Raw genomic sequence first — 22,919 nt, 5'->3', positions numbered from 1 at the left:
TGGACCCTCACGGGCTATCCCAAGGGTCTCACGGACCGCCGACAGGCCCCCAGCGGTTAACACCCAGCCGGTTGATCACCCCGAGGAGGTGCTCCCCTCGTAGTCCTGGCCGAGGACGACCGAGACATCGGCGCTGGACGTCGTCCTGCCCTTCTTGACCGAGCCGCTGGGCAGGCCGAGGGTCTTGGCGACCTCGACGGCTTCTGCCTTGCTCGCGGCGTCGGTGTAGGTGACCTGGGACGCTGCCTGGGGAGCGGAGGCGGTGCCGGCGTCGAGGAAGGTGTAGCCGCCGTTGAGCAGGACCACGCGGGCCTGTTCGGTGGCGTCCTTGCCGCCGGTGGCGTTCCTGATCCCGACCCGGACGGCGTCGCCCGCGTCGGGGCTCTTCACGGTGCCGCCGAGGACGTTCTTGACCACGCTGTCGGAGGCCTTGGCGCTGAGGGTGCCGTCCTGCTGGACCGGCATGAGGGTGGTCGTGTAGTCGCCGCCCTTGGCCCGGTCGGCGAGCCCCGCGAGGAAGGTGCCGAGGTCCTTGTCGGTCAGCGGGGGGTCGAGGATCTGGGCCAGCGTCTGCATGGTGGTCGTGGCGGCCTGCGGGTCGGAGGACAGCTTGCGCAGCACGCCCTGCATGACCTGCCCGAACCGCTCCAGCTGGGCGTTCTGGGACTCTCCGGGGCCGCGGTAGGTGGCGTACGCGACGGCCATCTTGCCGCTGAGGGTCTGGGCCCTGCCCTTGGCGACGAGGGGTGTCTCGCCCTTCTTCTTGGCGTCCGGGTCGGGCACGGCGGTGTCGGTGTCGATGTCGATGTTGCCGACGAGTTCGACGAGGTTGTTGAGGTACGGGGTGTCGAGCCGCCAGGTGCCCTCGATCCTGGTGCCCAGGACGGTGTCGAGGGAGTCGAGGGTGCCGGAGGAGCCGTCGTCGTCGACGGACTTGGCGAGGGTGGTGGTGCTGCCGTCCTCGTCGGTCAGGACGAGGGAGTTGGGCAGCAGGACGGTCGCGCCCCGCTTGGTGGTGGTGTTGTTCACGAGCAGCGCCGTGGAGGTGCCGCCCTTGCCGGTGTTGTGCAGGTGGACGACGAGCACGTCGCGCTTCTGGGCGGCCGCGGACGTCGTGGTGCCGGCGGCCTGGTCCTCGGTGGACGTCCCGGGCAGCTTGCCCGCGTACCAGAGGTAGCCGACGCCGCCGACGGCGACCAGCGCGAGGGACACCACGAGGGCGACCAGCCGGCTCCGGGCCCGGCGCCGGGCCTCCTCGCGGCGTTCGGTGCGGTTCTCCGTGAACGCCAGCCAGTCGATGACGTCCTCGGAGTCGCCGTCGGGTTCCTCGACGAAGGCGAACTGCTCGGTGCGGTAGTCCCGTTCTCCGCCGTGGCCGTCCTGGCCACCGGGCCTGTCACCCGGACGTGTGGCGTTCTCCCCGGGAGCTTCGGCCGCCCGTTGCTGCTGCGGGATGTAGGGGTTCCGCTCGTCGGCATGGGGCTGCTGGACCGCGGCCCGCGCCGGGTGCCCGGTGTCGGCGGTCTGCCCGTAGGGGTCGTACCGGTGCTGGTCGTAGCCGGTTCCCGCCGTGCCCCGGGCGGGGGCGTTCCCGTACGGGTCGTAGTAGGCGGACGGCTGCTCACCGGTGTCGTAGGACGCCGCGGGCTGCTGCGGGCCCGTGTCGTACGAGCCGGTCGCGTATGGGTCGTAGCCGTAGCCCTGGGACTGCTGGGTCTGTGTGCCGTAGGGGTCGTACCCCTGCGGGGTGTGCTGGGCGGGCACCTGCCGGTACACAGGCTGCCCGAACTCGTCGTAGCCGACGAGTTCGTACTGGTCGCCCCCGTGTCCAGCGTCGTATCGGTCGTTCACCGGTGCCCCTCTCGGCTCACTCGCCGCGGTACAGCTGCCGCTTGTCGATGTAGCGCACCACACCGTCCGGCACCAGATACCAGACGGGATCGCCCTTGGCGACTCTCGCACGGCAGTCTGTGGACGAGATGGCCATCGCGGGAACTTCGACGAGCGAGACACCTCCCGCGGGCAGGCCCGGGTCGGCCAGGGTGTGGCCGGGGCGGGTGACCCCGATGAAGTGCGCCAGGGAGAAGAGTTCGTCGGCGTCGCGCCAGGTGAGGATCTGGGCGAGCGCGTCGGCGCCGGTTATGAAGAAGAGGTCGGTGTCGGGGTTGAGGGCGTGCAGTTCGCGCAGGGTGTCGATGGTGTAGGTGTCGCCCTTGCGCTCGATGTCGATGCGGCTGACCGAGAACTGCGGGTTCTCGGCGGTGGCGATGACCGTCATCAGATAGCGGTCCTCGGCCGGGGAGACCTTGCGGTGGGACTTCTGCCACGGCTGGCCGGTCGGTACGAACACGACCTCGTCCAGCCCGAACTGCGCGGCGACCTCCTGGGCCGCGACGAGGTGCCCGTTGTGGATCGGGTCAAACGTTCCGCCCATGACACCGAGGCGCCGTCGGCCCGGGTCCGACAGGCCGTCCACGGGTCGGGGTGCCCAGTCGTTCGCCATGTCGTTCGTCGTCTCGTGCGCCGGGCCGTTCGCCTTGGTGTGCTCCGGACCGGTAGGCATTTCCTGCTCTCCCATGCGTTGAGACCCTACCGGCCCGGCCGACGCACCCCGCTCGAACGTCTTTTTGCGGGGATTCAGCGGTCGCGGTTGAACCGGGTGGTGATCCACAGCAGAAGCAGGAGCGCGAAGAGGGCTCCGCCGCCGGTCAGGTAGGGGCTGAGGCTCTCGTGGTTGCCGCCGTGCTCCTCGCCCTCGGCGGCGAGGGTGACCAACTGGGCAGCGGTGCTGTGGAAGCTCATCGTCGGCTGGACCTATCCGGGTGTGGGATCGGGATAAACACTCCGGCCCATCGTAAGCGGGCGCCTCCACGGCGATCACGCCGACTCCACCCTTGAGGAGGAGCACCACCGGGCAGCCGCCGGGTCCGGGGTGAACGGGGCACCCGCCGCGTCCGTACTCCTGGGTGCGAGAGCACCTCCCAGAAGGCCCAGGACGCCCGCCCCACACCAACGACCCAGGACGTACGACGTAGCCCCGCCCGGACCGCCATCCCGTCAGCCCAGGACACCCAGAGCCGCACGCCCGGAACCGTCAGTCCGATCCCGCACCCGTCACACCGGCCGCCAGGTCACCCGGTCACACCCGTCGGTCCGGGTCTCTCAGCCGATGGCCGGCCACGAGCCCAGGACGAGGAGGCCGCCCGACGTCAGTCGTCGTCCCGCCGGTACCCGCGCAACAGGAGCCACCCGACCAGGACGCAGCCGAGCACCATCACGACCAGCACGACACGGAGCAGATTGCCCGGCCCCTGCTTCTCTGCGGCGGTGGCGGCCTCGGTGATCCAGGCGGCTGCCGGGACGTGCTCCATGGGATCGCTCCTTCGGTGTGCTGCCCTGTCACCGTATCTCCGCCTAGGCTGGACCCCGCTTCGGGGGCACTCAGGGCAATCAGACGCATGGGGGAAACATGTCCGACGACAGCCACGGGCGCGAGAACGTGCCCAGCAGGCAGCGCAGGCGCTTCGAGGGGATCTCCTCGCGGGCGTACGAACATCCCGCGGACCGCTCGGCCCTGGTGGCCCTGCGCAAGCTCAGCGGCTTCGACACGGTCTTCAAGGCGCTCAGCGGGCTGCTGCCCGAGCGGAGTCTGCGGCTGCTGTTCCTGTCCGACTCGGTGCGGGTCTCCGACCAGCAGTTCGCGCACCTGAACGTCATGCTGCGGGACGCCTGCTACATCCTGGACCTGGAGAAGGTCCCGCCGATGTACGTCAACCAGGACCCGCAGCCGAACGCGATGTGCATCGGTCTCGACGAGCCGATCATCGTGGTCACCACGGGACTCGTCGAGCTGCTCGACGAGGAGGAGATGCGGGCCGTCGTCGGCCACGAGGTCGGCCACGCGCTGTCCGGCCACTCCGTGTACCGCACGATCCTGCTGTTCCTGACCGGCCTGGCCCTGCGGGTGGCGTGGATCCCGCTGGGCAACCTCGCGATCATGGCGATCGTGACCGCGCTGCGCGAGTGGTTCCGCAAGTCGGAGCTGTCCGCGGACCGCGCCGGCCTGCTGGTCGGCCAGGATCTGCGGGCCTCGATGCGCGGGCTGATGAAGATCGCGGGCGGCAACCACCTGCACGAGATGAACGTGGACGCGTTCCTCGCGCAGGCCGACGAGTACGAGGCCGGGGGCGACCTGCGCGACTCCGTGCTGAAGATCCTGAACGTGCTGCCCCGCTCGCACCCCTTCACCACCGTGCGCGCGGCCGAGCTGAAGAAGTGGGCCGAGTCCCGTGACTACCAGCGGATCATGGACGGTCACTACCCGCGGCGCGACGAGGACGGGGACACCTCGGTGACCGACTCGTTCCGGCAGTCGGCGGCCAGCTACGCCAGCGATGTGAAGAACTCCAAGGACCCGCTGATGAAGCTGGTCAGCGATATAGCGGGCGGTGCGGGCGACCTCGGCGGCCGGGTGCGGCGAGGGTTCGGCGGCTTCGCGAACGGCGGCGGCTCGCCCAAGGACAGCCGCCCCGAGGACGAGGAGTGACACGACCCGGCCCGCTCCGCCCCGCGGGCCGGGTCACATCCGGGGGGTCACACCTTCGGCTGGGCGCTCTGGGCCAGTGACCCGCACAGGGCCGTGGCGCTGCCCGTCGCGTAGGGGTTCGTGCCGGCCGGGCCGCCCGCCTTCGCCGTCTGCCCCGCGAGCAGCGGGCGCAGATGGTTCGAGGAGTCCTCGGCGCAGGCGAGTGGTCCCGCCTGGAGGTAGGAGATGACGAGTTCTGCCTGGTGGGTGCGCAGGTCATCGCGGTCGAAGCGGAACTGCAGCTCGCGCCGGACGGTGAACAGCGAGGCCTTGGCCTTGTCGTCGGAGTCGGCGGGCCGCAGCGCGTACACGAAGGTGTGGTCGGCGACGACCTCCAGGGTGCTCGCGTCGGACTCGGAGGCCTGCAGGGTGCCCTGGACGCGGACCTTGGTGTCGGCGAGCTCGGCGCGGGAGGGGTCGAAGCGGATCAGCCAGCCGGTGGGCGCGTGCCGGCCGTCGGCGGTCGGGTGGTCGAAGCTCTGGTCGAACTGGTCGAGCTGCTGAGGGTCGAGCAGCATCCGCGCGGGCCGGACGGTCGCCCCCTTCAGGACCTCCGGGGCGAGGGCGGAGGCCACGAGATAGTCCTTGGCGGTGGTCAGGGCGGTGACGACCTGGCTGTCCGAGAAGTGGGCGGTGCGCCGTGTGGGGGGCATGGTGATGCCCTCCGCTCCGATGCGGAACTGGGCGGCAGGGCTGTTCTCGTACAGGTGCTCCGGGTCCGCCGAGCCCGGCACCGGGGCCTGGGGCGCGAGCGGGATCACGGTCATCCGCAGGGGCTCGGTGGGCTGGGCGGCCGGGGCCTCGTAGGGATGGCGCACACCCATGTAGATCGCGGTGCCGAAGGCGACGGCGATCAGCAGGACGAGGACCAGCGCCTGCCGGGACAGCCCGCGGCGCAGGGGCGGGCGGCGGCGTACGGCGGGGGCGTGGTCGCCCAGGCGCTCCCGGGCGGAGAACTCCTGCAGGCGGGCAGCCTGAATGAACGACTCGTCGAAGACGACGGATCGGTACTCGTCCTCGCCACCACCGGGACCGCCCTCGGGTGTCCCCTCAGGTGGGTCTCCTGGCCCGCCCATACCTTCAGGGTAGGTCTCTCGAGGCAGAGGTAAACGCCCCGCCGTACGACAAGTTCTGACAGGTTCTCACCAAGTTTTCGAACGGTCGTCGAACGCGAACCTGCCTGGTTTTCGCCGACGCGGACGGGCCCTGGCCCGTCGACGCGGACCGGCCCGGCTCATGGCGTGCGCGGGACCGCCGACACCGGTGGCTGGGAGTAGTCGGGCGAGGCCGACGGGCCCGGCGAACCCGTGACGCCGCCCTGCTCCAACCCGGTGGACGCGGGCGTGGGGACCTGTCCCCGGCTGCCGCCCGAGGAGGCACCCCGGTAGACCGCCGCGAAGGCCAGCGCGACCATGCCGATGCCCATCACGAGGGCGAGCACCCAGGCGACGGGCCGGTGCCAGCGGGCCTGCTTGCCGTAGGCGCGGCTGTACGCCCCCGCGCCGTACCGGCCCTCCAGGATCTCCGCGTCGTCCAGATCGTCGAAGTCGGGGTCGTATCGAAAGTCGCCGTCGGGGCCGAAGCCGTCCTCGTAGCGCTCGTCGTCCCCGCGTGCGCCTCTGGTGTGCGCCCGGCGCGCTTCGGCCTCCTGCGCTTCCGCGCGGGCCTGGGCGGCGGCGAGGAGGCGTTCGACGGCGGTCGGCTCATGGACCGCGGCCGCCCGTACGAAGGCCTCGTCGAAGACCACGGAGGCGAACTCTTCGTCCATACCTCCGCGGTCGCGGTCGTCGTCGGGCTCCCAGCCGTCGGGAAACGGCGTGCCCCCCACGTCCTCCGGCACGAATCCAGAGTAGACCTGGGGGGTCAATTTGGGCAGACGGTAAGCAAATTCATCCGCTTTGCGAAGGCGGTTCACAGGACCGCGACCGCCGCCACCGCGGGTCACCCGTTCAGCGCCGTACGTGCCCGTCCCCGGTCACGATGTACTTCGTGCTGGTCAGCTCCGGCAGCCCCATCGGGCCGCGGGCGTGCAGCTTCTGCGTCGAGATACCGATCTCCGCGCCGAAGCCGAACTGGCCGCCGTCCGTGAAGCGGGTGGAGGCGTTCACGGCGACCGTCGTGGAGTCCACCAGCTGGGTGAAGCGGCGGGCGGCCTGCTGCGAGGTCGTCACGATCGCCTCGGTGTGCCCGGAGGTCCACAGCCGGATGTGCTCCACGGCCCGGTCGAGCGAGTCGACCACCGCGGCGGCGATGTCGTACGAGAGGTACTCGGTCTCCCAGTCCTCCGCCGTGGCCTCGACGACGGTGGCCCGCGTGTCCTTGGCGTAGGCCAGTACCCGCTCGTCGCCGTGCACGGTCACCCCGGCGTCGGCGAGCGCGTCCAGCGCGCGCGGCAGGAACTCGGGGGCGATGTCCTGGTGGACGAGCAGCGTCTCGGCGGCGTTGCAGACGCTCACCCGCTGGGCCTTGGAGTTGATCAGGATCTCGATCGCGGTGTCGAGGTCGGCCTGCGCGTCCACGTACACATGGCAGTTTCCGGTGCCCGTCTCGATGACGGGGACGGTGGACTCCTCGACGACCGTACGGATCAGGGAGGCGCCGCCGCGCGGGATGAGCACGTCGACCAGGCCGCGGGCGCGCATCAGCTCGCGTACGGACTCACGGCTCTCGCCCGGCACGAGCTGTACGGCATCGGCGGGCAGCCCGGCGCCGCCGACGGCGTCCCGGAGCACCCGGACGAGCGCGGTGTTCGACTCGTACGCGGACGAGGAGCCGCGCAGCAGTACCGCGTTCCCGGACTTCAGGCAGAGCGCGGCGGCGTCGACGGTCACGTTCGGCCGGGCCTCGTAGATGATCCCGACGACGCCCAGCGGGACACGCACCTGGCGCAGGTCGATGCCGTTCGGCAGCGTGGAGCCGCGGACGATCTCGCCGACCGGGTCCGGGAGTCCCACGACGTCCCGTACGTCGGACGCGATGGCCCGCACCCGCTCCGGGGTCAGCGTCAGCCGGTCGATGATCGCCTCGCTGGTGCCGGCCTCACGGGCGCGCTCGATGTCCTTCGCGTTGGCCGCGACGATCTCACTCGTACGGACCTCCAGCGCGTCCGCGACCGCGAGCAGCGCGTCGTCCTTCTCGGCGCGCGGCAGCGGCGCGAGGTCGGCGGCGGCGGCCTTGGCACGGTAGGCGGCCTGGGTGACCGGGGACATGGAGTCGTACGGCGAGAGCGTGGTCATGCTGGAAGGGTAGTGCGCCGGACGGAGACGTCCATCGGCTATCCCAAAGCGCGAGACGGGCCCGCGGACGGGATCCGGGCGGCGTCCGGGCGGCGTCCGGACGGGGCCGGAAGCGGGAACCACATGTGCCCGTCCGGGCGGCGTCCGGACGGGACCGGAAGCGGGAACCACATGCGCTCCCGATGGGATCCGGACGGGACGCGGACAGGGTCGGGACGGAACCCGCGCAAGGTCCGGACGGGACGCGGACAGGGTCGGGACGGGACTCACACGGGATCAGAACGGGACCCGGACGGGTCAGAACGGGTGGACCCCGACCGGTGTCGCCGGCAGCGGCCCGTTTCCCTCGGCGATGCGCTGGTGGTACGTCTCGCGGTCGATGACCTCCAGGCCGACGATCTCCCAGGGCGGCAGCTTGGCGCTCTGGCGGTGCTCGCCCCACAGACGCAGGGCGACGGCGGCCGCGTCGTGCAGGTCGCGGGCCTCTTCCCAGTAGCGGATCTCGGCGTGGTCGGTGGCGTAGCGGCTGGTCAGCAGAAAGGGATGGTCGTGGGCGAGCTGTTCGAGACCGCGCCGTACCTCCTTCAGCGGGGCCTCACCGCCCGAGACACTGAGCGTCACATGCCACAGGCGGTGCGCGTCCGCGGGCTCCTCGCCGGAGGGACGACCTTCGCCGGAGGGCTGCTGCCCGGAGGTCCGCCCGTCGTATGTGTCTCCTGCCGCGACGCTGGTCAGCGCGCGCTCCTCGCGGACCCCACGGGAGGTACCACCACCGCGGGACGCCGCCGCCCCCGGGCGTACTCGTCTCACGACGGCCTCCTTTTCGCAATGGTCGAGTGGAATCTCCCCGTCACAAAGTTGAGCAGGCCGGACGGCTCCATGGGGCCGTTTTACGGAACGTCTACCGCCGGTAGCCCCGGAATCGGCCGTTTCCGGACCTGATCGGTCACGGGTGGAGCACGACCAGATCGTCTCTGTGTACGACTTCTCGTTCGTAGGCGGGACCCAGCTCGCGTGCCAGTTCCCGTGTCGATCGGCCGATCAGCAGGGGGATCTCCTTGGCGTCGAAGTTGACGAGCCCGCGCGCGACGGCGTGCCCCTCGTCGTCCCGCAGCTCGACGGGGTCACCCGCGGTGAACTCGCCCTCGACCGCCGCGATACCCGCGGGCAGCAGCGACTTGCGGAGCTCCACGACCGCGCGTACGGCGCCCTCGTCGAGGGTGAGCGAGCCCTGCGGGGTGGAGGCGTGCTGGAGCCACAGCAACCGGTCGGCGGAGCGCCGGCCCGTGGGGTGGAAGTACGTACCCGTGTCCCGGCCGGTGAGGGCGTCCGCGGCGTGGATGGCGCTGGTCAGCACCACGGGGATGCCGGCCGCGGCCGCGATCCGCGCCGCCTCGACCTTGGTGACCATGCCGCCGGTGCCGACTCCGGCCTTGCCCGCGCTGCCGATCTCGACATGGGCGAGGTCCTGCGGGCTCCGTACGTCCGCTATCCGCGAGGTGCCCGGCCTGCTGGGGTCGCCGTCGTAGACGCCGTCCACGTCCGAGAGCAGGACCAGCAGGTCGGCCCGTACCAGGTGGGCGACGAGCGCGGCCAGGCGGTCGTTGTCGCCGAAGCGGATCTCGTCCGTGGCCACGGTGTCGTTCTCGTTGACGACCGGCAGCGCGCCCATCGCGAGCAGCTTGTCGAGGGTGCGCGAGGCGTTGCGGTGGTGGGCGCGGCGGCTCATGTCGTCGGAGGTCAGCAGCACCTGGCCGACGCGGATGCCGTACCGGGCGAAGGAGGCGGTGTAGCGGGCCACCAGCAGGCCCTGGCCGACACTCGCGGCCGCCTGCTGCCGAGCGAGGTCCTTGGGGCGCCGGCGCAGGCCCAGCGGGGTGAGCCCGGCGGCGATGGCACCGGACGAGACGAGCACGATCTCCCTCTCGCCACCGCTGCGGGCCTTGGCGAACACGTCGACGAGGGCGTCCACCCGGTCCGCGTCGAGGCCCCCGGCGGCCGTGGTCAGGGACGAGGAGCCCACTTTGACGACGACCCTGTGCGCTTCCGCCACACCCTGCCTTGCCCTGGACACGCGTATCCCCACATTCCCCATGTTCCGACCAGCCGGTGTCTGCAATCTACGTGAGTGGGGGCACCGGGTGCCGCGACGTTTCGGTGGATGGACGGGCGGAACACCAGCCGGACAGCCGTGGAACATCAGCCGGACAGCCGTGGAACACCGGCCGGGCGGCGGCAGAACGGCAGCAAGCCTCTTGCGGGAGTGCGGAATTCCTCACAGGGCCCCTTGCGAGAACAGGGGGAAGACGGTCATAAACTCCTCCGAGTTCAGGGATTTTTGCCCCGTTTTCCGCCATTGATCCCGTCGGAGATTGCTCCGTGGGCGTCGGAGGTCCTACGGTCAGGGCTCGGCCTTCCTTGTTCGAAAGCGTCCCGGGGTGGAAGGCGCCCGGGGCCGCGTGCGCGGAGGCGGGCCGCCCCACTACCCTCTCCCCTTATCCCTCCCCCCATCCGTCGTATCCTCCGCAGGAGCCCAGCCCGTGCCCTCCGCAAGGCTCGCCCCCCGCCGCATCGCGCAGTTGTCCGCGCTGCTGGCGTTGTTCGCGCTCTATACAGCCCAGGTCGTCTCCGCGCTGCTGCCGAGCGTCCCCGTGTTCGTCGCGGCGAGCGCCGCGGGCCTCGTCCTGGACACGGTCCTGCAGTACCGGGACCCCGGTCTGCTCGCGATCCTCGGCAAGGTCCGCTTCGACACGCTGGTCCGGCAGCTGCTGCGCGACATGCTGGTCCTGGTGGGGCTGCTGCGGATCGAGGGTGTCCAGGAGCGCGGGTACGCACCACTGGTGGCCGGCCTGTGCCTCTTCTACGCGCTCCACTTCACCTGCCAGGGCGTGGCCGTGCTGGTGCGCCGTACCCGGACGCTGCCGATCGTCACCCGGAACATCGACGCGTCCGCGCTGCACCTGACCACCGCCCCGCCGCGCCTGCTGGCCCGCCGCCAGGCCCACCGTCTGCTGGCGTTCTCCCTGCCGACCACGGCCGGCCTGCTGGCCACCGCGGCCACCTCGGACGCCACCTGGGGCGGCTTCGGCCTCGGTGCCTCCCTCGTGCTCATCATCGGCGGTACGGCGTACCTGGGGACCTGGCTGCTCCCGAAGAAGCGGGCGAAGAGCGAGCAGAAGGTCATGGAGTGGCTGGACCGGTGGCTGGCCGACTACCAGCCGACCGTGGCCATGTACTTCTCCGGTGGTACGACCTCGGCGTACCAGGCGAACATGTGGCTGTCCACCCTCTCCAAGCTCGAGTCCAAGCCGCTGATCGTGCTGCGCGAGCGGTTCATGGTGCAGAAGATCGAAGCGACCGACGTACCGGTCATCTGCTTCCCGAAGGTCTCGACGATGTTCTCGCTGGAGAACTCGACGCTGAAGATGATGCTGCACCCGGCGAACGCCGCGAAGACCTCGCAGGTGCTGCGCATCCCCACCATCAAGCACGCGTTCATCAACCACGGCGAGAGCGACAAGCTGTCCTCCTGCAACCCGTACGCGAAGGCGTACGACGAGGTGTGGGTCGCCGGCCCCGCGGCGCGCGAGCGGTACGCGGACGCCGAGGTCGGCGTCGAGGACAAGGACATCGTCGAGGTCGGCCGCCCGCAGCTGGCTCCGATCCGCCCGTACTCCGGTGCCCCGACCGGCACGTACACCACTGTCCTGTACGCCCCCACGTGGGAGGGCTGGGACGGCAACCCGGGCAACACCTCGGTGGTCCTGGCCGGTGAGAACGTCGTACGGCGGCTCCTCGCCGACGAGAACGTGCGGCTGCTGTACAAGCCGCACCCGATGACCGGTTCCGTGGACCCGCGCGCGGGCGCCGCCAACGAGCGCATCAAGGCGATGATCCGCGAGGCGAACACCAAGCGGTCCGGCGCCCGTCCGGGCCCGGAGGCCGCGACCGAACTGGCCCGCCGTACCACCGAGCTGGACCGGCTCACCTCGACGTCCTTCCGCACCAGCGCGGACGAGATGGAGCGCATGCTGATCCAGAGCACGCCGCAGGGCGACCGCGAGACGGCGATCGCCGAGGCCACGGTCGCCTGGGAGAAGGCGTACTGGGCGTCGCTGCCCGAGTGGGAGCACCAGATCATCACGGACGCGCGTCCCACGATCTTCGCCTGCTTCAACCAGGCGGACCTGCTGATCAGCGATGTCTCCTCGGTGGTCTCCGACTGGCTGTCCAGCGAGAAGCCGTACGCGGTCGCCAACACCTCGGGCATGCCGGAGGCGGCGTTCCGGGAGGGCTTCCCGACGGTGTCGGCGGGTGTCATCCTCGCCCCGTCCGCCGAGGGCGTCCCGGCCCTCCTGGAGTCGGTGCGCCACCCGGAGAAGGACCACTTCGCCGTGGCCCGCGCGGAGTTGAAGGAGCATCTGCTCGGCCCCTCGGACCCGCCGTCCCTGGCGCGCTTCAACAACGCCGTCCACGCCCTGTGCACGAAGGCCGACGAGCGCCGCGTACGCATGGAGTCCCGTCCGGCCGGCGAGATCCCCTCGCCGCGTGGAGCGGCCGACGAGATGTCGGAGGACGCGGAGGCGAACGGCGCGGAGGACTCCGTCAACGCGTGACGCCTGTTCGGACGGTGTGAGAGCACCTCGTCCACGGCATGAGTCGGGCCCCGGGAGATCACTCCCGGGGCCCTTCGCACAAGGTCCTCAAGCGCAGGTCATGCCTTGTGGGGCCGGACCGTCACCCCTCGAACGGCTCGAAGTCGTCGTACTCCCGCTCCGAGTCGTCCCGCTCCGCCTGCCGGTCGCGGCGGCGCTGCGCGGCGGGCCTCGGCGCCTCGAAGCGGTGGTCCTCGCCACGCCGTCCCAGCATCTCCGCCCCGGCCATCACCGACGGCTCCCAGTCGAAGACGACCGCGTTGTCCTCGGGCCCGATGGCGACGCCGTCGCCCGAACGGGCGCCCGCCTTCATGAGCTCCTCCTCGACACCGAGGCGGTTCAGCCGGTCGGCGAGGTAGCCCACGGCCTCGTCGTTGTTGAAGTCGGTCTGACGGACCCAGCGTTCCGGCTTCTCGCCTCGCACCCGGAAGAGTCCCTCTTCCTCGCGTACGACGGTGAAGCCGGCGTCGTCCACGGCCTTCGGGCGGATGACGATACGGGTCGCCTCCTCCTTGGGCCTGGCGGCTCGCGCCCCGGCCACCAGGTCGGCGAGGGCGAAGGACAGCTCCTTGAGCCCGGTGTGCGCGACCGCGGACACCTCGAAGACGCGGTAGCCGCGCTCCTCCAGGTCCGGGCGCACCATCTCGGCGAGGTCCTTGCCGTCCGGTACGTCGATCTTGTTCAGCACCACGATCCGCGGACGGTCGTCCAGACCGCCGTACTGCCCCAGCTCCTCCTCGATGATGTCGAGGTCGGAGACGGGGTCGCGGTCAGACTCCAGCGTCGCCGTGTCCAGCACGTGCACGAGCACGCTGCAGCGCTCCACATGGCGCAGGAACTCAAGGCCCAGGCCCTTGCCCTGGCTGGCGCCCGGGATGAGTCCCGGGACGTCGGCGATCGTGTACACGGTCGCGCCCGCGGTCACCACACCCAGGTTGGGGACGAGCGTCGTGAAGGGATAGTCCGCGATCTTGGGCTTGGCGGCGGAGAGCACGGAGATCAGCGAGGACTTGCCGGCGCTCGGGTAGCCGACGAGCGCGACGTCCGCGACGGTCTTCAGCTCCAGCACGATGTCCTGGAGGCCACCCGGCTCACCGAGCAGCGCGAAGCCGGGGGCCTTGCGCCGGGCGGAGGCCAGCGCGGCGTTGCCGAGCCCGCCCCGGCCGCCCTGAGCGGCGATGTACGAGGTTCCGTGCCCGACGAGGTCCGCGAGGACGTTGCCCCCCTTGTCCAGTACGACCGTGCCGTCCGGCACCGGCAGCACCAGGTCCTGCCCGTCCTTGCCCGACCGGTTGCCGCCCTCGCCGGGCTTGCCGTTGGTGGCCTTGCGGTGGGGCGAGTGGTGGTATTCGAGCAGCGTGGTGACGGACTGGTCGACGACGAGGATCACATCGCCGCCACGTCCGCCGTTGCCTCCGTCGGGGCCGCCCAGCGGCTTGAACTTCTCACGGTGGACGGAGGCACAGCCGTGACCTCCGTTACCCGCGGCGACATGCAGTTCGACGCGGTCCACGAAGGTGGTCATGGTCAGTGCCTCCAGAAACGTACGAATGTCTTCGGTACTGCTGTCTTCAGTGCTGCAACACGCGTGTCTTCAGTGCTGCAACACGCGTGTCTTCAGTGCTGCAACACGCGAAAGGCGGACCCGCCTTCCCGACCGGGAAGTGAGGTCCGCCTCGCGAAGGATCCGATCAGGCGACCGGAACGATGTTCACGACCTTGCGGCCACGGCTGGTGCCGAACTGCACCGCACCGGCCTGCAGCGCGAACAGCGTGTCGTCGCCGCCACGGCCCACACCCGCACCCGGATGGAAGTGCGTGCCGCGCTGGCGGACCAGGATCTCACCCGCGTTGACGACCTGACCGCCGAAGCGCTTCACGCCGAGCCGCTGGGCATTCGAGTCGCGACCGTTCCGGGTGGACGATGCGCCCTTCTTGTGTGCCATCTGTTCTCAGTCCCTTACTTCGCAGCCGTGGGGATCTCAGTGACCTTGATCGCCGTGTACTGCTGGCGGTGGCCCTGACGACGGCGGTAGCCGGTCTTGTTCTTGTAGCGCAGAATGTCGATCTTCTGGCCCTTGTGGTGGTCCACGATCTCGGCCTGGACCTTGATGCCGGCCAGCACCCACGGGTCGCTGGTCACGGAGTCGCCGTCGACAACGAGCAGGGTCGAGAGCTCGACCGTGTCGCCAACCTTGGCGGTGGAAATCTTGTCAACCTCGACGATGTCGCCGACAGCAACCTTGTGCTGGCGACCACCGCTGCGCACGATGGCGTACACGCGGATCTCACTCTCTCGCTCGGGAACGGCACCCCCGCAGTCCAGCCGCCCGGCAACGGACGGCCTCTCCCTGGGCGCCCGGCGCCCGGGAGGAAGAGGTTTACGGGGATGTGGCGTGCCTCTACCCACGGACACGCCGACGGTCAAGGTTACGGGGCTACGCCCGAAGGGGTCAAACCGAGCCCCGTACCCCTCATGTCGTGGGCCGCTCACCGTCCGCGGGCAGCGGTTTCACGCCCTTGCACAGGTCGGTGGTGTCCGCCTTGCCCGGGTAGGCGACGCCGATCACCTTGTTGTAGTGGGCCCGGTACATCTCGTGCACGGCGTCGTCGTCGACCTTCACGATCGCCTCGTCGTTCTCGCGCAGCGCGGGCCCCGTGTAGTTGCCCGAACCGGTGAAGCTGACCTTGTTGGGCACCCCGTCGTACATGCCGTCGATGGCGATGTACTTGCTGTGGATGATGTACGGCGTCGTCAGCTTCTGGCCCGGGTTCAGGGGGTCCCGGTCGTCGTTGTAGCAGCGCACCGTCGGCCCGCCGGTGGTGTGCAGCTTCTCCCATGTGCCCTTGGCGCCGCCCTGGCTCTTGGCGCTGTCCGACTCGGCATACAGGATCGTCACGTTGCAGCCCGCCTTCTTCAACGCGACCAGCTTGTCGGCGATGGCCATCCGCGTGATCTTGAAGATGGAGACCCGCACCCAGGTCTTGCGGGTGACACCCGCGGTGTCCTGGTACGTGCACTGGACGTTGTTGAGCACCGAATAGACGGTGTCGGTGTACTTGTTGGTGCCGCCCCGCGGGAAGAAGTACGCCTTGTACAGCCCGTTGCTGACCGTGCGGTACTCCCAGGACTTCCAGTCCTGGGCGACCATCGTGTCGAAGTAGTCCGCGTAGGCGTCGTACATCGTCGGGTTGTTCGGCAGCAGCAGCGCGTCGTTGAAGAACCTCGTGTGGGCGGACGGCGTCGAGTTGGTCGTGGTCTGCACGACCACGTTGGTGGCGCCCTCGACGGCCGAGAACAGCCAGAACTTGTTGTGCATGATCGACTGCCCGAACTGCGGGTCACCGAGACAGGACTTGTCGACCGGGCAGGTCGTTATGTACGACCCCTTGGTCCGGTCCGTACCGAGCGCCGCGGCGAGCGTGCTGTACGAGGTGTTGGCCGGCCGGTCGCTGACGCTGGACTCGTCGAGCAGCACCTGCACGTTGACCCCGCGGTCCTTCGCGGCGATCAACGCGTTCACGACGGACGCCTCCCACACGTGGTAGACGGCGACCTTGATGGTGGACCCCGGCAACGCCGCGCCGGTCAGCTCGATCAGCCGCGTCCGAATCGCGAGCTGTTCGTCAGAGGTACCCAGTGGATCATTGAAGATCGGCCCCTCGGTCCAGGTGGGCGCGGCCTGCGCGCTCCCGGCCGTCGCGACCGCCTGTACCCCCGCCGCCGACAGCACCGTGGCCAGTGCCAGGGCCTGCCGTCCGCCCTTGACCGGCTTCACAGCACGGTGCCGCCCGGCCCCCTTCAGGCGCACGCGCGCCATGCGATCCCTCCCCGTTTCCCCCGAGTAAGCGCTCTCCCCAGCGCGCACCCGAATGCCTTATTCGTGTGACCAGATGAGTTTTACAGGTAGGTGCCGGTGAACCAAGAGGCGGGTACGCCACATGAGCCTTTCGAGCGACCGGAAACCGTCCCACCCACCACCAAAACGGTCACCGTGCGGACTGATGACATTTCCCACACGGCTTCGGTGCCCGACCCTGTGGATGAACCACCGCTGCCCCGACCCGGTGGACGAACCACCGGGTCGGGGCAGCGAGTTCACCGGGGCTCACGCCCCGCGAAGGCTCAGCCCTCGTCGGCGGAAGCCGTCACCGTGGACGGCGCCGCCTGCTCCGCCGCGGCCGTCTTCTTGGCCGCCGCCTTCTTCGCGGTCGTCTTCTTCGCCGCGGTCTTCTTCGCAGCCGTCTTCTTGGCCGCGGTCTTCTTCGTCGCGGCCTTCTTCGCGGTCGCCTTCTTCGCGGCCTTCCGCGCCGTCTTCTTGGCCGGCTTGGACTCCGCTATGTCGGAGGCCGCCTCCTCGGTGGAACCCTCCGCCTCGGTGGCACGAGCCTCGGCACCGTCACCCGGCGCCTCGGCCGAAGCCGACGGCACGACCACGACAGCCGCTTCCGCGGACGCGGTGGGCGCGGTCGCCTTCCGCACGGCCCGCCGCCGCGGCCGCGCGGGCGGAGCCACGGCCCCGCTCTCCGCGGGCACAGCCGCTTCAGCCGGCTCCTCGGGCTCGGGCTGAGGCGCGGTCACCGGCTCCGTCACCGTCACCACGGCCTCCTGCGCCGAGGGCGCCCCGGCCGGGGCCGACACCTTCCGGGTGACCCGGCGCCGCGAACGCCCCTTGGGCGCGGCCTCGGGCTCGGGCTCGGCCTCAACGACAGCGGTAGCGTCCACGGGCTTCTCCGGGGCTTCCGCCGACACAGCCGTGTCCTCCGCGGCCTTCTCCGTCACGGCAGGCGGCGTCTCCACCACGGGATCCTCCACCGCGACCGGCTCGGCCTCCGCGGCCTTCCGCGACTTCGGCGCCCTGGCCGGTGCCGACACCTTGCGCGTCGCCCGCCGCCGCGTACGCCCACGCGTCACCGCGGCCTCCGCCTCGGCGACGCTGCTGTACAGCTCCTCGTCCGGCTCGAACTCGGGCGAGGGCAACGCCGCGGGCTCCGCGACCTCGGCGGCCACCTCGGCCACGGTCTCGACAGCCTCGGCCTCGGCCGGCTCCGTCACCTCGGCGACCTCGGCCGCCTCGGCCACGTGCACGTGCTCCTGCTCGGCTCCGCCACGCCCGCGCTTGCGCCGCTTGCCGCCCCCGCCCGCGGCGGTCGCCTGGTCCATGTGCACGATCACGCCGCGCCCGTTGCAGTGGACGCAGGTCTCGGAGAACGACTCCAGCAGCCCCTGCCCGACCCGCTTCCGGGTCATCTGCACGAGCCCCAGCGAGGTCACCTCGGCCACCTGGTGCTTCGTACGGTCGCGTCCCAGGCACTCCAGCAGACGGCGCAGCACCAGGTCCCGGTTGGACTCCAGGACCATGTCGATGAAGTCGATGACGACGATGCCGCCCAGGTCGCGCAGCCGCAGCTGGCGCACGATCTCCTCGGCCGCCTCCAGGTTGTTCCTGGTGACGGTCTCCTCGAGGTTGCCGCCCTGGCCGGTGAACTTGCCGGTGTTGACGTCGACCACGATCATGGCCTCGGTCTTGTCGATCACCAGCGAGCCGCCGCTCGGCAGCCAGACCTTCCGGTCCAGCGCCTTGGCGAGCTGCTCGTCGATCCGGTACGTCGCGAAGACGTCGACCTCGCTCGTCCACTTCTGCAGCCGGTCGGCGAGATCGGGCGCGACGTGCGAGACGTACCCGTGGATGGTCTCCCACGCGTCGCCGCCGCTCACGATGACCTTGGAGAAGTCCTCGTTGAAGATGTCGCGGACGACACGGACCGTCATGTCCGGCTCGCCGTAGAGCAGCGTCGGAGCGTTGCCGCCCTTCGCCTTCTTCTGGATGTCCTCCCACTGCGCCTGCAGCCGCTCGACGTCCCGGCGCAGCTCCTCCTCGCTCGCTCCCTCGGCGGCGGTGCGCACGATGACGCCCGCGTCCTCGGGGACGATCTTCTTGAGGATGGTCTTCAGCCGCGCCCGCTCGGTGTCGGGCAGCTTGCGGCTGATCCCGGTCATCGAGCCCTCGGGGACGTACACCAGGTAGCGGCCCGGCAGCGAGACCTGGCTGGTCAGCCGCGCGCCCTTGTGCCCGATCGGGTCCTTCGTCACCTGGACGAGCACGGACTGCCCGGACTTCAGGGCGCTCTCGATACGCCGCGGCCCGTTGGCCATCCCCAGCGCCTCGAAGTTCACCTCACCGGCGTACAGGACGGCGTTGCGTCCCTTGCCGATGTCGATGAAGGCGGCCTCCATCGACGGCAGCACGTTCTGCACCTTGCCGAGGTACACGTTGCCGACGTACGAGGTCGACTGCTCCTTGTTGACGTAGTGCTCGACCAGCACGCCGTCCTCGAGGACGCCGATCTGCGTACGGTCGCCGTTCTGCCGTACGACCATGACGCGCTCGACGGCCTCGCGGCGGGCCAGGAACTCGGCCTCGGTGATGATCGGCACCCGGCGACGGCCCTGCTCGCGGCCCTCCCGGCGGCGCTGCTTCTTGGCCTCCAGACGGGTCGAGCCCTTGATGGACTGCACCTCGTCGGAGGGCTCGGCGTCCTTGCCACGCCGTTCCCTCGGCTCACGGACCTTGACGACCGTGCGCTCCGGGTCGCCCTCGCCAGGCTCCGTGTCGGCGCCCGAGTCACCCGCGCGGCGACGGCGGCGCCGACGGCGACGGCTGCTGCTGGAGCCGGTGGCGCCCTGCTCCTCACCGTCCTGGTCCTCGTCCGCGTCCTCGGCGTCCTCGTCGAGCTGCTCGGCGGTGTCCTCGGCGTCCTGTGCGGCCTGCTCGGCGGCGAGCTCCTCGGACTCGGTGGACTCGCCCTCGTTCTCGCCCTCGGCGGAGTCGCCCCGGCGACGACGGCGGCCACCACGGCGGCGGCGACGGCGCGACCCGGTCTCCTCGGTGTCCTCCGCCTCGGCGGACTCCTCGGTGTCCTCCTCCGTGTCCTGCTCGCTGTCGGTGGTCACCTCGGCCGCGGGCTCCTCGTCGAAGCCACGCCGACGGCGACGGCGACGCGCGCCGGCGCTCTCCTCCTCCGGGTACTCCTCGGGCTCGGCGGCCTCCTCCGCCGCCTCGGCGGCAGCGGCGGCCGCGGCGCGCTCCGGCGTCTGGAACATCGGCTCGGTGAACACGGGGGCCTGGAACACGGCGACCGCCGGACGCGCCGGGCGCTGTACCCGCTCGCCGTCCTCCTCGGCGGCGGGCCGCGCCGCGGGCTCGGAGAAGCCGCCGGCCGCCTTGCGGGCGGCGCGCCGACGGGTACGGCGCGGAGCGGCACTCTCGGCGTCCTCGCCGGCAGCACCTTCAGCGGGCTCCTCGGCCTTGCTGTCCGCCTGGCTGTCCGCCTTGGTGTCCTTCTCGGTGTCGGCCTTGGTCACGACGCCCCCCTCGGCCTCGGTCACACTCTCGGCCGGGGACTCGGCCCTGGTCCGGTCAGCAGCGGTCACGGGCGCCTCCACGCGCTCCTGGGCCGCCTCCTCCGCGGGCGCACCGGCCGGCGCGGACACACGCCGCGTGGCACGTCGGCGCGTACGGCGGGGAGCGGCGCCCTCGGCCGCCTCCGCGGCCACTTCGGCGGACGCTGTGGACTCGGCCTCGGCGGGCTTCTCCTCGGCCTCGGCCGACGGCACCTCGGCCGTCTCACCGACCACGACGGCCTCCGCCGCCTCAGTGGTCTGGGGCGCTCCGGCGGGCGCCGACGCGCGCCGCGTCGCACGACGGCGCGTACGCCCGGCGGGCGCGGCCTCCTCGGACGGAGCCGGGACCTCGGCGGCAACTACTGCGGCCTCGACGGCAGGCGCCTCGGCAGCCTCGGTCGTCCCGGTGGTCTCGCTGGTCACAGGGGTCGCGGTGACCACGGTCTCCGCGACCTCCGCGGCGTCCGGGGCCCCGGCGGGCGCGGTCGCACGCCGCGTCGCCCGACGCCGCGTACGACGACCGGGCGCGGCCTCGGCGGCCTCCGCGCCCTCGGCCTGGCTCGCCTCGGCGACGGCCTCGGCCGGAGCCTCTGCAGCCTCATCGGCCTCATCGGCGACGGCCTCGGCCACGGGCTCCGGGACCGCGACGGCCTCGGCCACCGCCTCCTCGGTCTCCCCCACCGCGACGACCCGCGCCACCTCGGTGGTCGCGGCCGTCTCGTCGGCCGCCAGGGCCACGGGATCCGCGGGCGGTATGGCCGGTGCCGTGGTCTCCACGGCCGTCTCGGCGGCGGCCGTGGGCGGGCCCGCCGGGCGGGACGCGGCACGCCGCCGCCTGCGCGGCGGCAGGGTGTCGCTGGGGGTGTTGTTCTCCGAGCCCGTTACGGGCTCTGTGGATTCGTTCGGCTCGAGCATGCGGGCGGTTCTCCCGTCAGGCTCCCGGGCGCCGCGCCTGGTCCGGCTGTGCCGGTGACGTCCGCGGCTCGCGCGATGCGCGGTGCCGCCGTCCGGGGCGCGGGCGCCGCACGGGAGCTCTCTGTGTCCTGTCTCGCCGGTTCCGTACGCCATGTTGCGTACGGCCTGGCGAAAGTCTTCTGGTCGGTGCGCTGCCCGACCCAGGTGGCTCCCGAGTACGAGGGCGGCGCTACGACGTTCGTCCTTTCGCGGGACCTTCCTTACGCCGGCGCCGTCGCGGCGGCAGTCGCGGCGGCCGTGTGCGGCTCGGTCGCTGCTGCCTCGCGGTCGGGCGCGAGCGGGTCGGTCACCGTGCCGGTCTCTTCATCGAACAGCCCCTGCGCCAGCCTGGTCACCGCTGCGGGGACCGGCGGCGCCAGGTCGGCCACGGCGCGGAGACCGGACAGGACGTCGTCGGGTCGTACGGCAGGCGTCACGTGCCGAACAACCAGCCGCAGTATCGCACAGGGCTGGTCGGTCGGCCCAGGAAGGGGCGCGGCGCCGGCCGCTCCGGTGGAGCCGGCGCTTGCGGCGGGCTGTGGACTGTGCGTCTCGCCCTGCGCCTGACCTCTCACGTCGAGGTTCACGACGGCGGAGCGGGCGTCGAAGGCCCGCAGGCCCTTCTTGGTCTGGCGCTCGACCTCGACGGTCTCGGCCGCCTCGAAGGCCGCCACCGCGCGCTCCGCCTCCTCGGGGGTCACCCCGTCGAGGCGCAGCTCCCACACGGACGCGGTGAGCCGGTCGGCGAGACCCGAGGTACGGGCCTCGACCGCGTCGACGACGTCGAGCCCGGCGGGCAGCGACTCGTCGAGGAGCTCGCGCAGCTTGTCGGGATCGCGCGCTTCGGTGAGCGCGATCTCCAGGTACTCCGCCTCACTGCCCGTGCCGGTGGGTGCGGCATTGGCGTACGACACCTTCGGGTGCGGCGTGAACCCCGCCGAGTACGCCATCGGCACCTCGGCACGGCGCAGCGCGCGCTCGAAGGCGCGCTGGAAGTCACGGTGGCTGGTGAACCGGAGGCGGCCGCGCTTGGTGTAGCGCAGTCGGATGCGCTGCACCGCCGGTGCGGGGGGCGGGCCTTCGGGCTGTCGCTTGCCCAGTGTCGTTCAGTCCTTCGTGAGTGCGGTCGTACTGCTACCTAGAGTACGTGTCTCCCGGCCGACAGGTTCCCGCCGGGTTTCCCTCCGGGCCACGGGCTGCCGTTTCGCCGGCTCCCCGAAGAGCGTCCGCCGGAGGTCGGCCCGGACCTGCCGTACGGACTCACGGGCGGAGGCCATGGCCTGCCGGGTGGCCCGGCCCACCGCGCGCGCGGCCTCGGCGGCGGGCCGCCAGACCGCGTCCCGCACGAGGTGCCCGAGCGGAGTGAGCACGGTCCGGTACGCCCACCGCGCGGGTTCCACGAAGACCCACCGCAAGAGGGTGCCGAGAAACCGCCCGACGGCCAGTGACACGTACCCGGCGATCCGCCACGCGTGCCCCAGGGCGTCCCGGATCTCCCGCCCGACGACGGCGAGGGCGCGCCCGATCGGCACCAGCACCCAACGCCACACCGCGACCGCGGGCAGCACCAGGAGCACGCGCCCCGTCCAGTACAGCGCGAGCCGGACTCCGGTGAGGATCATCCGTACGAGCCATCCGACACCGTTCGCGAGCCAGGCGATCCCGTGCCCGAGAGGCGTGAGCACGTACCGGTACAGCCACACGGCCGGCACGACGAACAGGTACCGCACCAGCCAGGCCACGACGGTGTACACCCCGAGCCCGACCGCTGCCAGCACCATCCCGATCCCCCTGGCCAGCCATGCCAGCCCGTGCCCGACCGGCGTCAGCACGCGCGTGTACACCCATGCGAGCCCTGCCGCGATCCCCCGGCCGACCAGGACGACTCCGCTCCAGGCGCCCCGGGCCACCCAGGCGATCCCGTGCCCCACGGGCGTGAGCACGTACCGGTACACCCACACGGCGGGCACGACGAGCAGCACGTTCCCGAGCCACCCGATCCCCTTGGCGACCGGTACGACGACATACCGCCACAGCGCCACCCACGGCCATACGAGCACGGCCCGCCCCACCCACAGCAGGGC

18 protein-coding genes are annotated in these 22,919 nt (G+C 71.2%); 2 read left to right on the top strand and 16 right to left on the bottom strand.

Annotated features, from left to right (window positions below; translation table 11 throughout):
- Positions 1-75: 75 nt before the first annotated feature.
- The 4 genes from FNH04_RS07620 to FNH04_RS46425 form a co-directional block, all read right to left on the bottom strand.
- Positions 76-1,851, bottom strand: coding sequence for an LCP family protein (locus FNH04_RS07620; protein ID WP_322722714.1), 1,776 nt, complete (start codon positions 1,849-1,851; stop codon positions 76-78).
- A 16-nt stretch (positions 1,852-1,867) separates the two neighbouring features.
- A complete protein-coding gene (nadD, locus tag FNH04_RS07615; protein ID WP_152781662.1) occupies positions 1,868-2,503 on the bottom strand; it encodes a nicotinate-nucleotide adenylyltransferase in 636 nt (211 codons plus the stop codon).
- A 134-nt stretch (positions 2,504-2,637) separates the two neighbouring features.
- Positions 2,638-2,802, bottom strand: coding sequence for a hypothetical protein (locus tag FNH04_RS46430; RefSeq protein WP_010041970.1), 165 nt, complete (start codon positions 2,800-2,802; stop codon positions 2,638-2,640).
- A gap of 407 nt (positions 2,803-3,209) precedes the next feature.
- Positions 3,210-3,371 carry a hypothetical protein gene (locus FNH04_RS46425; RefSeq protein ID WP_194236595.1) on the bottom strand — a complete coding sequence of 54 codons (162 nt, stop codon included), beginning with the start codon at positions 3,369-3,371 and terminating at the stop codon, positions 3,210-3,212.
- A 98-nt stretch (positions 3,372-3,469) separates the two neighbouring features.
- Between FNH04_RS46425 and FNH04_RS07610 the strand changes: the two genes are divergently transcribed.
- The gene (locus tag FNH04_RS07610) at positions 3,470-4,546 is read left to right on the top strand and encodes a M48 family metallopeptidase (RefSeq protein WP_152781646.1); all 1,077 of its coding nucleotides are present in this window, start codon (positions 3,470-3,472) and stop codon (positions 4,544-4,546) included.
- A gap of 47 nt (positions 4,547-4,593) precedes the next feature.
- Here FNH04_RS07610 and FNH04_RS07605 read toward each other — a convergent pair whose 3' ends face one another.
- The 5 genes from FNH04_RS07605 to proB all read right to left on the bottom strand — a co-directional run bounded on the left by FNH04_RS07605 (position 4,594) and on the right by proB (position 9,874).
- Positions 4,594-5,661, bottom strand: a complete 1,068-nt coding sequence (locus FNH04_RS07605; protein WP_152781644.1) for an SCO2583 family membrane protein — start codon at positions 5,659-5,661, stop codon at positions 4,594-4,596.
- A 158-nt stretch (positions 5,662-5,819) separates the two neighbouring features.
- Positions 5,820-6,425: an SCO2584 family spore wall biosynthesis protein gene (locus tag FNH04_RS07600; protein WP_322722713.1), complete on the bottom strand. Its 606-nt coding sequence runs from the start codon at positions 6,423-6,425 to the stop codon at positions 5,820-5,822.
- A 109-nt stretch (positions 6,426-6,534) separates the two neighbouring features.
- Positions 6,535-7,821 carry a glutamate-5-semialdehyde dehydrogenase gene (locus FNH04_RS07595; RefSeq protein ID WP_152781640.1) on the bottom strand — a complete coding sequence of 429 codons (1,287 nt, stop codon included), beginning with the start codon at positions 7,819-7,821 and terminating at the stop codon, positions 6,535-6,537.
- 297 nt (positions 7,822-8,118) lie between these two features.
- On the bottom strand, positions 8,119-8,631 hold the full coding sequence (locus tag FNH04_RS07590) for a hypothetical protein (RefSeq protein WP_322722712.1): 513 nt from the start codon (positions 8,629-8,631) through the stop codon (positions 8,119-8,121).
- A 136-nt stretch (positions 8,632-8,767) separates the two neighbouring features.
- The gene (gene proB / locus FNH04_RS07585) at positions 8,768-9,874 is read right to left on the bottom strand and encodes a glutamate 5-kinase (RefSeq protein ID WP_322722719.1); all 1,107 of its coding nucleotides are present in this window, start codon (positions 9,872-9,874) and stop codon (positions 8,768-8,770) included.
- Between the two features lie 487 nt (positions 9,875-10,361).
- Between proB and FNH04_RS07580 the strand changes: the two genes are divergently transcribed.
- On the top strand, positions 10,362-12,437 hold the full coding sequence (locus tag FNH04_RS07580) for a hypothetical protein (RefSeq protein ID WP_322722711.1): 2,076 nt from the start codon (positions 10,362-10,364) through the stop codon (positions 12,435-12,437).
- A 121-nt stretch (positions 12,438-12,558) separates the two neighbouring features.
- Here FNH04_RS07580 and obgE read toward each other — a convergent pair whose 3' ends face one another.
- From obgE to FNH04_RS07545, 7 genes are all read right to left on the bottom strand, one after another.
- Positions 12,559-14,001 (bottom strand): GTPase ObgE, encoded by a 1,443-nt coding sequence (gene obgE, locus FNH04_RS07575; protein ID WP_152781636.1) that lies wholly within the window; start codon positions 13,999-14,001, stop codon positions 12,559-12,561.
- A 166-nt stretch (positions 14,002-14,167) separates the two neighbouring features.
- Positions 14,168-14,422, bottom strand: a complete 255-nt coding sequence (gene rpmA, locus FNH04_RS07570) for a 50S ribosomal protein L27 (protein ID WP_073938528.1) — start codon at positions 14,420-14,422, stop codon at positions 14,168-14,170.
- A gap of 14 nt (positions 14,423-14,436) precedes the next feature.
- Positions 14,437-14,757, bottom strand: coding sequence for a 50S ribosomal protein L21 (rplU, locus tag FNH04_RS07565; protein WP_322722710.1), 321 nt, complete (start codon positions 14,755-14,757; stop codon positions 14,437-14,439).
- Positions 14,758-14,950: 193 nt separating this feature from the next.
- Positions 14,951-16,297, bottom strand: a complete 1,347-nt coding sequence (locus FNH04_RS07560) for a phospholipase D-like domain-containing protein (protein WP_152781634.1) — start codon at positions 16,295-16,297, stop codon at positions 14,951-14,953.
- Positions 16,298-16,602: 305 nt separating this feature from the next.
- Positions 16,603-20,796 carry an Rne/Rng family ribonuclease gene (locus FNH04_RS07555; RefSeq protein ID WP_152781632.1) on the bottom strand — a complete coding sequence of 1,398 codons (4,194 nt, stop codon included), beginning with the start codon at positions 20,794-20,796 and terminating at the stop codon, positions 16,603-16,605.
- A gap of 260 nt (positions 20,797-21,056) precedes the next feature.
- Positions 21,057-21,893, bottom strand: coding sequence for a TIGR03936 family radical SAM-associated protein (locus FNH04_RS07550; RefSeq protein ID WP_322722709.1), 837 nt, complete (start codon positions 21,891-21,893; stop codon positions 21,057-21,059).
- Positions 21,894-21,941: 48 nt separating this feature from the next.
- Positions 21,942-22,919 (bottom strand): hypothetical protein (locus FNH04_RS07545; RefSeq protein ID WP_152781627.1); only part of this gene is annotated, 978 nt, incomplete at its 5' end.

It is taken from the genome of Streptomyces phyllanthi, assembly GCF_009377205.1.
Taxonomy (GTDB): domain Bacteria; phylum Actinomycetota; class Actinomycetes; order Streptomycetales; family Streptomycetaceae; genus Streptomyces; species Streptomyces phyllanthi.
This window is presented reverse-complemented; position numbering and strand designations above follow the sequence as displayed.

Excerpts from the sequence above, each read along its gene's own strand:
- nadD (WP_152781662.1), bottom strand. The coding sequence starts at position 2,503 with ATGGCGAACGACTGGGCACCCCGACCCGTGGACGGCCTGTCGGACCCG.
- FNH04_RS46430 (WP_010041970.1), bottom strand. The coding sequence starts at position 2,802 with ATGAGCTTCCACAGCACCGCTGCCCAGTTGGTCACCCTCGCCGCCGAG.
- FNH04_RS46425 (WP_194236595.1), bottom strand. The coding sequence starts at position 3,371 with ATGGAGCACGTCCCGGCAGCCGCCTGGATCACCGAGGCCGCCACCGCC.
- FNH04_RS07610 (WP_152781646.1), top strand. The coding sequence starts at position 3,470 with ATGTCCGACGACAGCCACGGGCGCGAGAACGTGCCCAGCAGGCAGCGC.
- FNH04_RS07605 (WP_152781644.1), bottom strand. The coding sequence starts at position 5,661 with ATGGGCGGGCCAGGAGACCCACCTGAGGGGACACCCGAGGGCGGTCCC.
- FNH04_RS07595 (WP_152781640.1), bottom strand. The coding sequence starts at position 7,821 with ATGACCACGCTCTCGCCGTACGACTCCATGTCCCCGGTCACCCAGGCC.
- obgE (WP_152781636.1), bottom strand. The coding sequence starts at position 14,001 with ATGACCACCTTCGTGGACCGCGTCGAACTGCATGTCGCCGCGGGTAAC.
- rpmA (WP_073938528.1), bottom strand. The coding sequence starts at position 14,422 with ATGGCACACAAGAAGGGCGCATCGTCCACCCGGAACGGTCGCGACTCG.
- FNH04_RS07560 (WP_152781634.1), bottom strand. The coding sequence starts at position 16,297 with ATGGCGCGCGTGCGCCTGAAGGGGGCCGGGCGGCACCGTGCTGTGAAG.
- FNH04_RS07555 (WP_152781632.1), bottom strand. The coding sequence starts at position 20,796 with ATGCTCGAGCCGAACGAATCCACAGAGCCCGTAACGGGCTCGGAGAAC.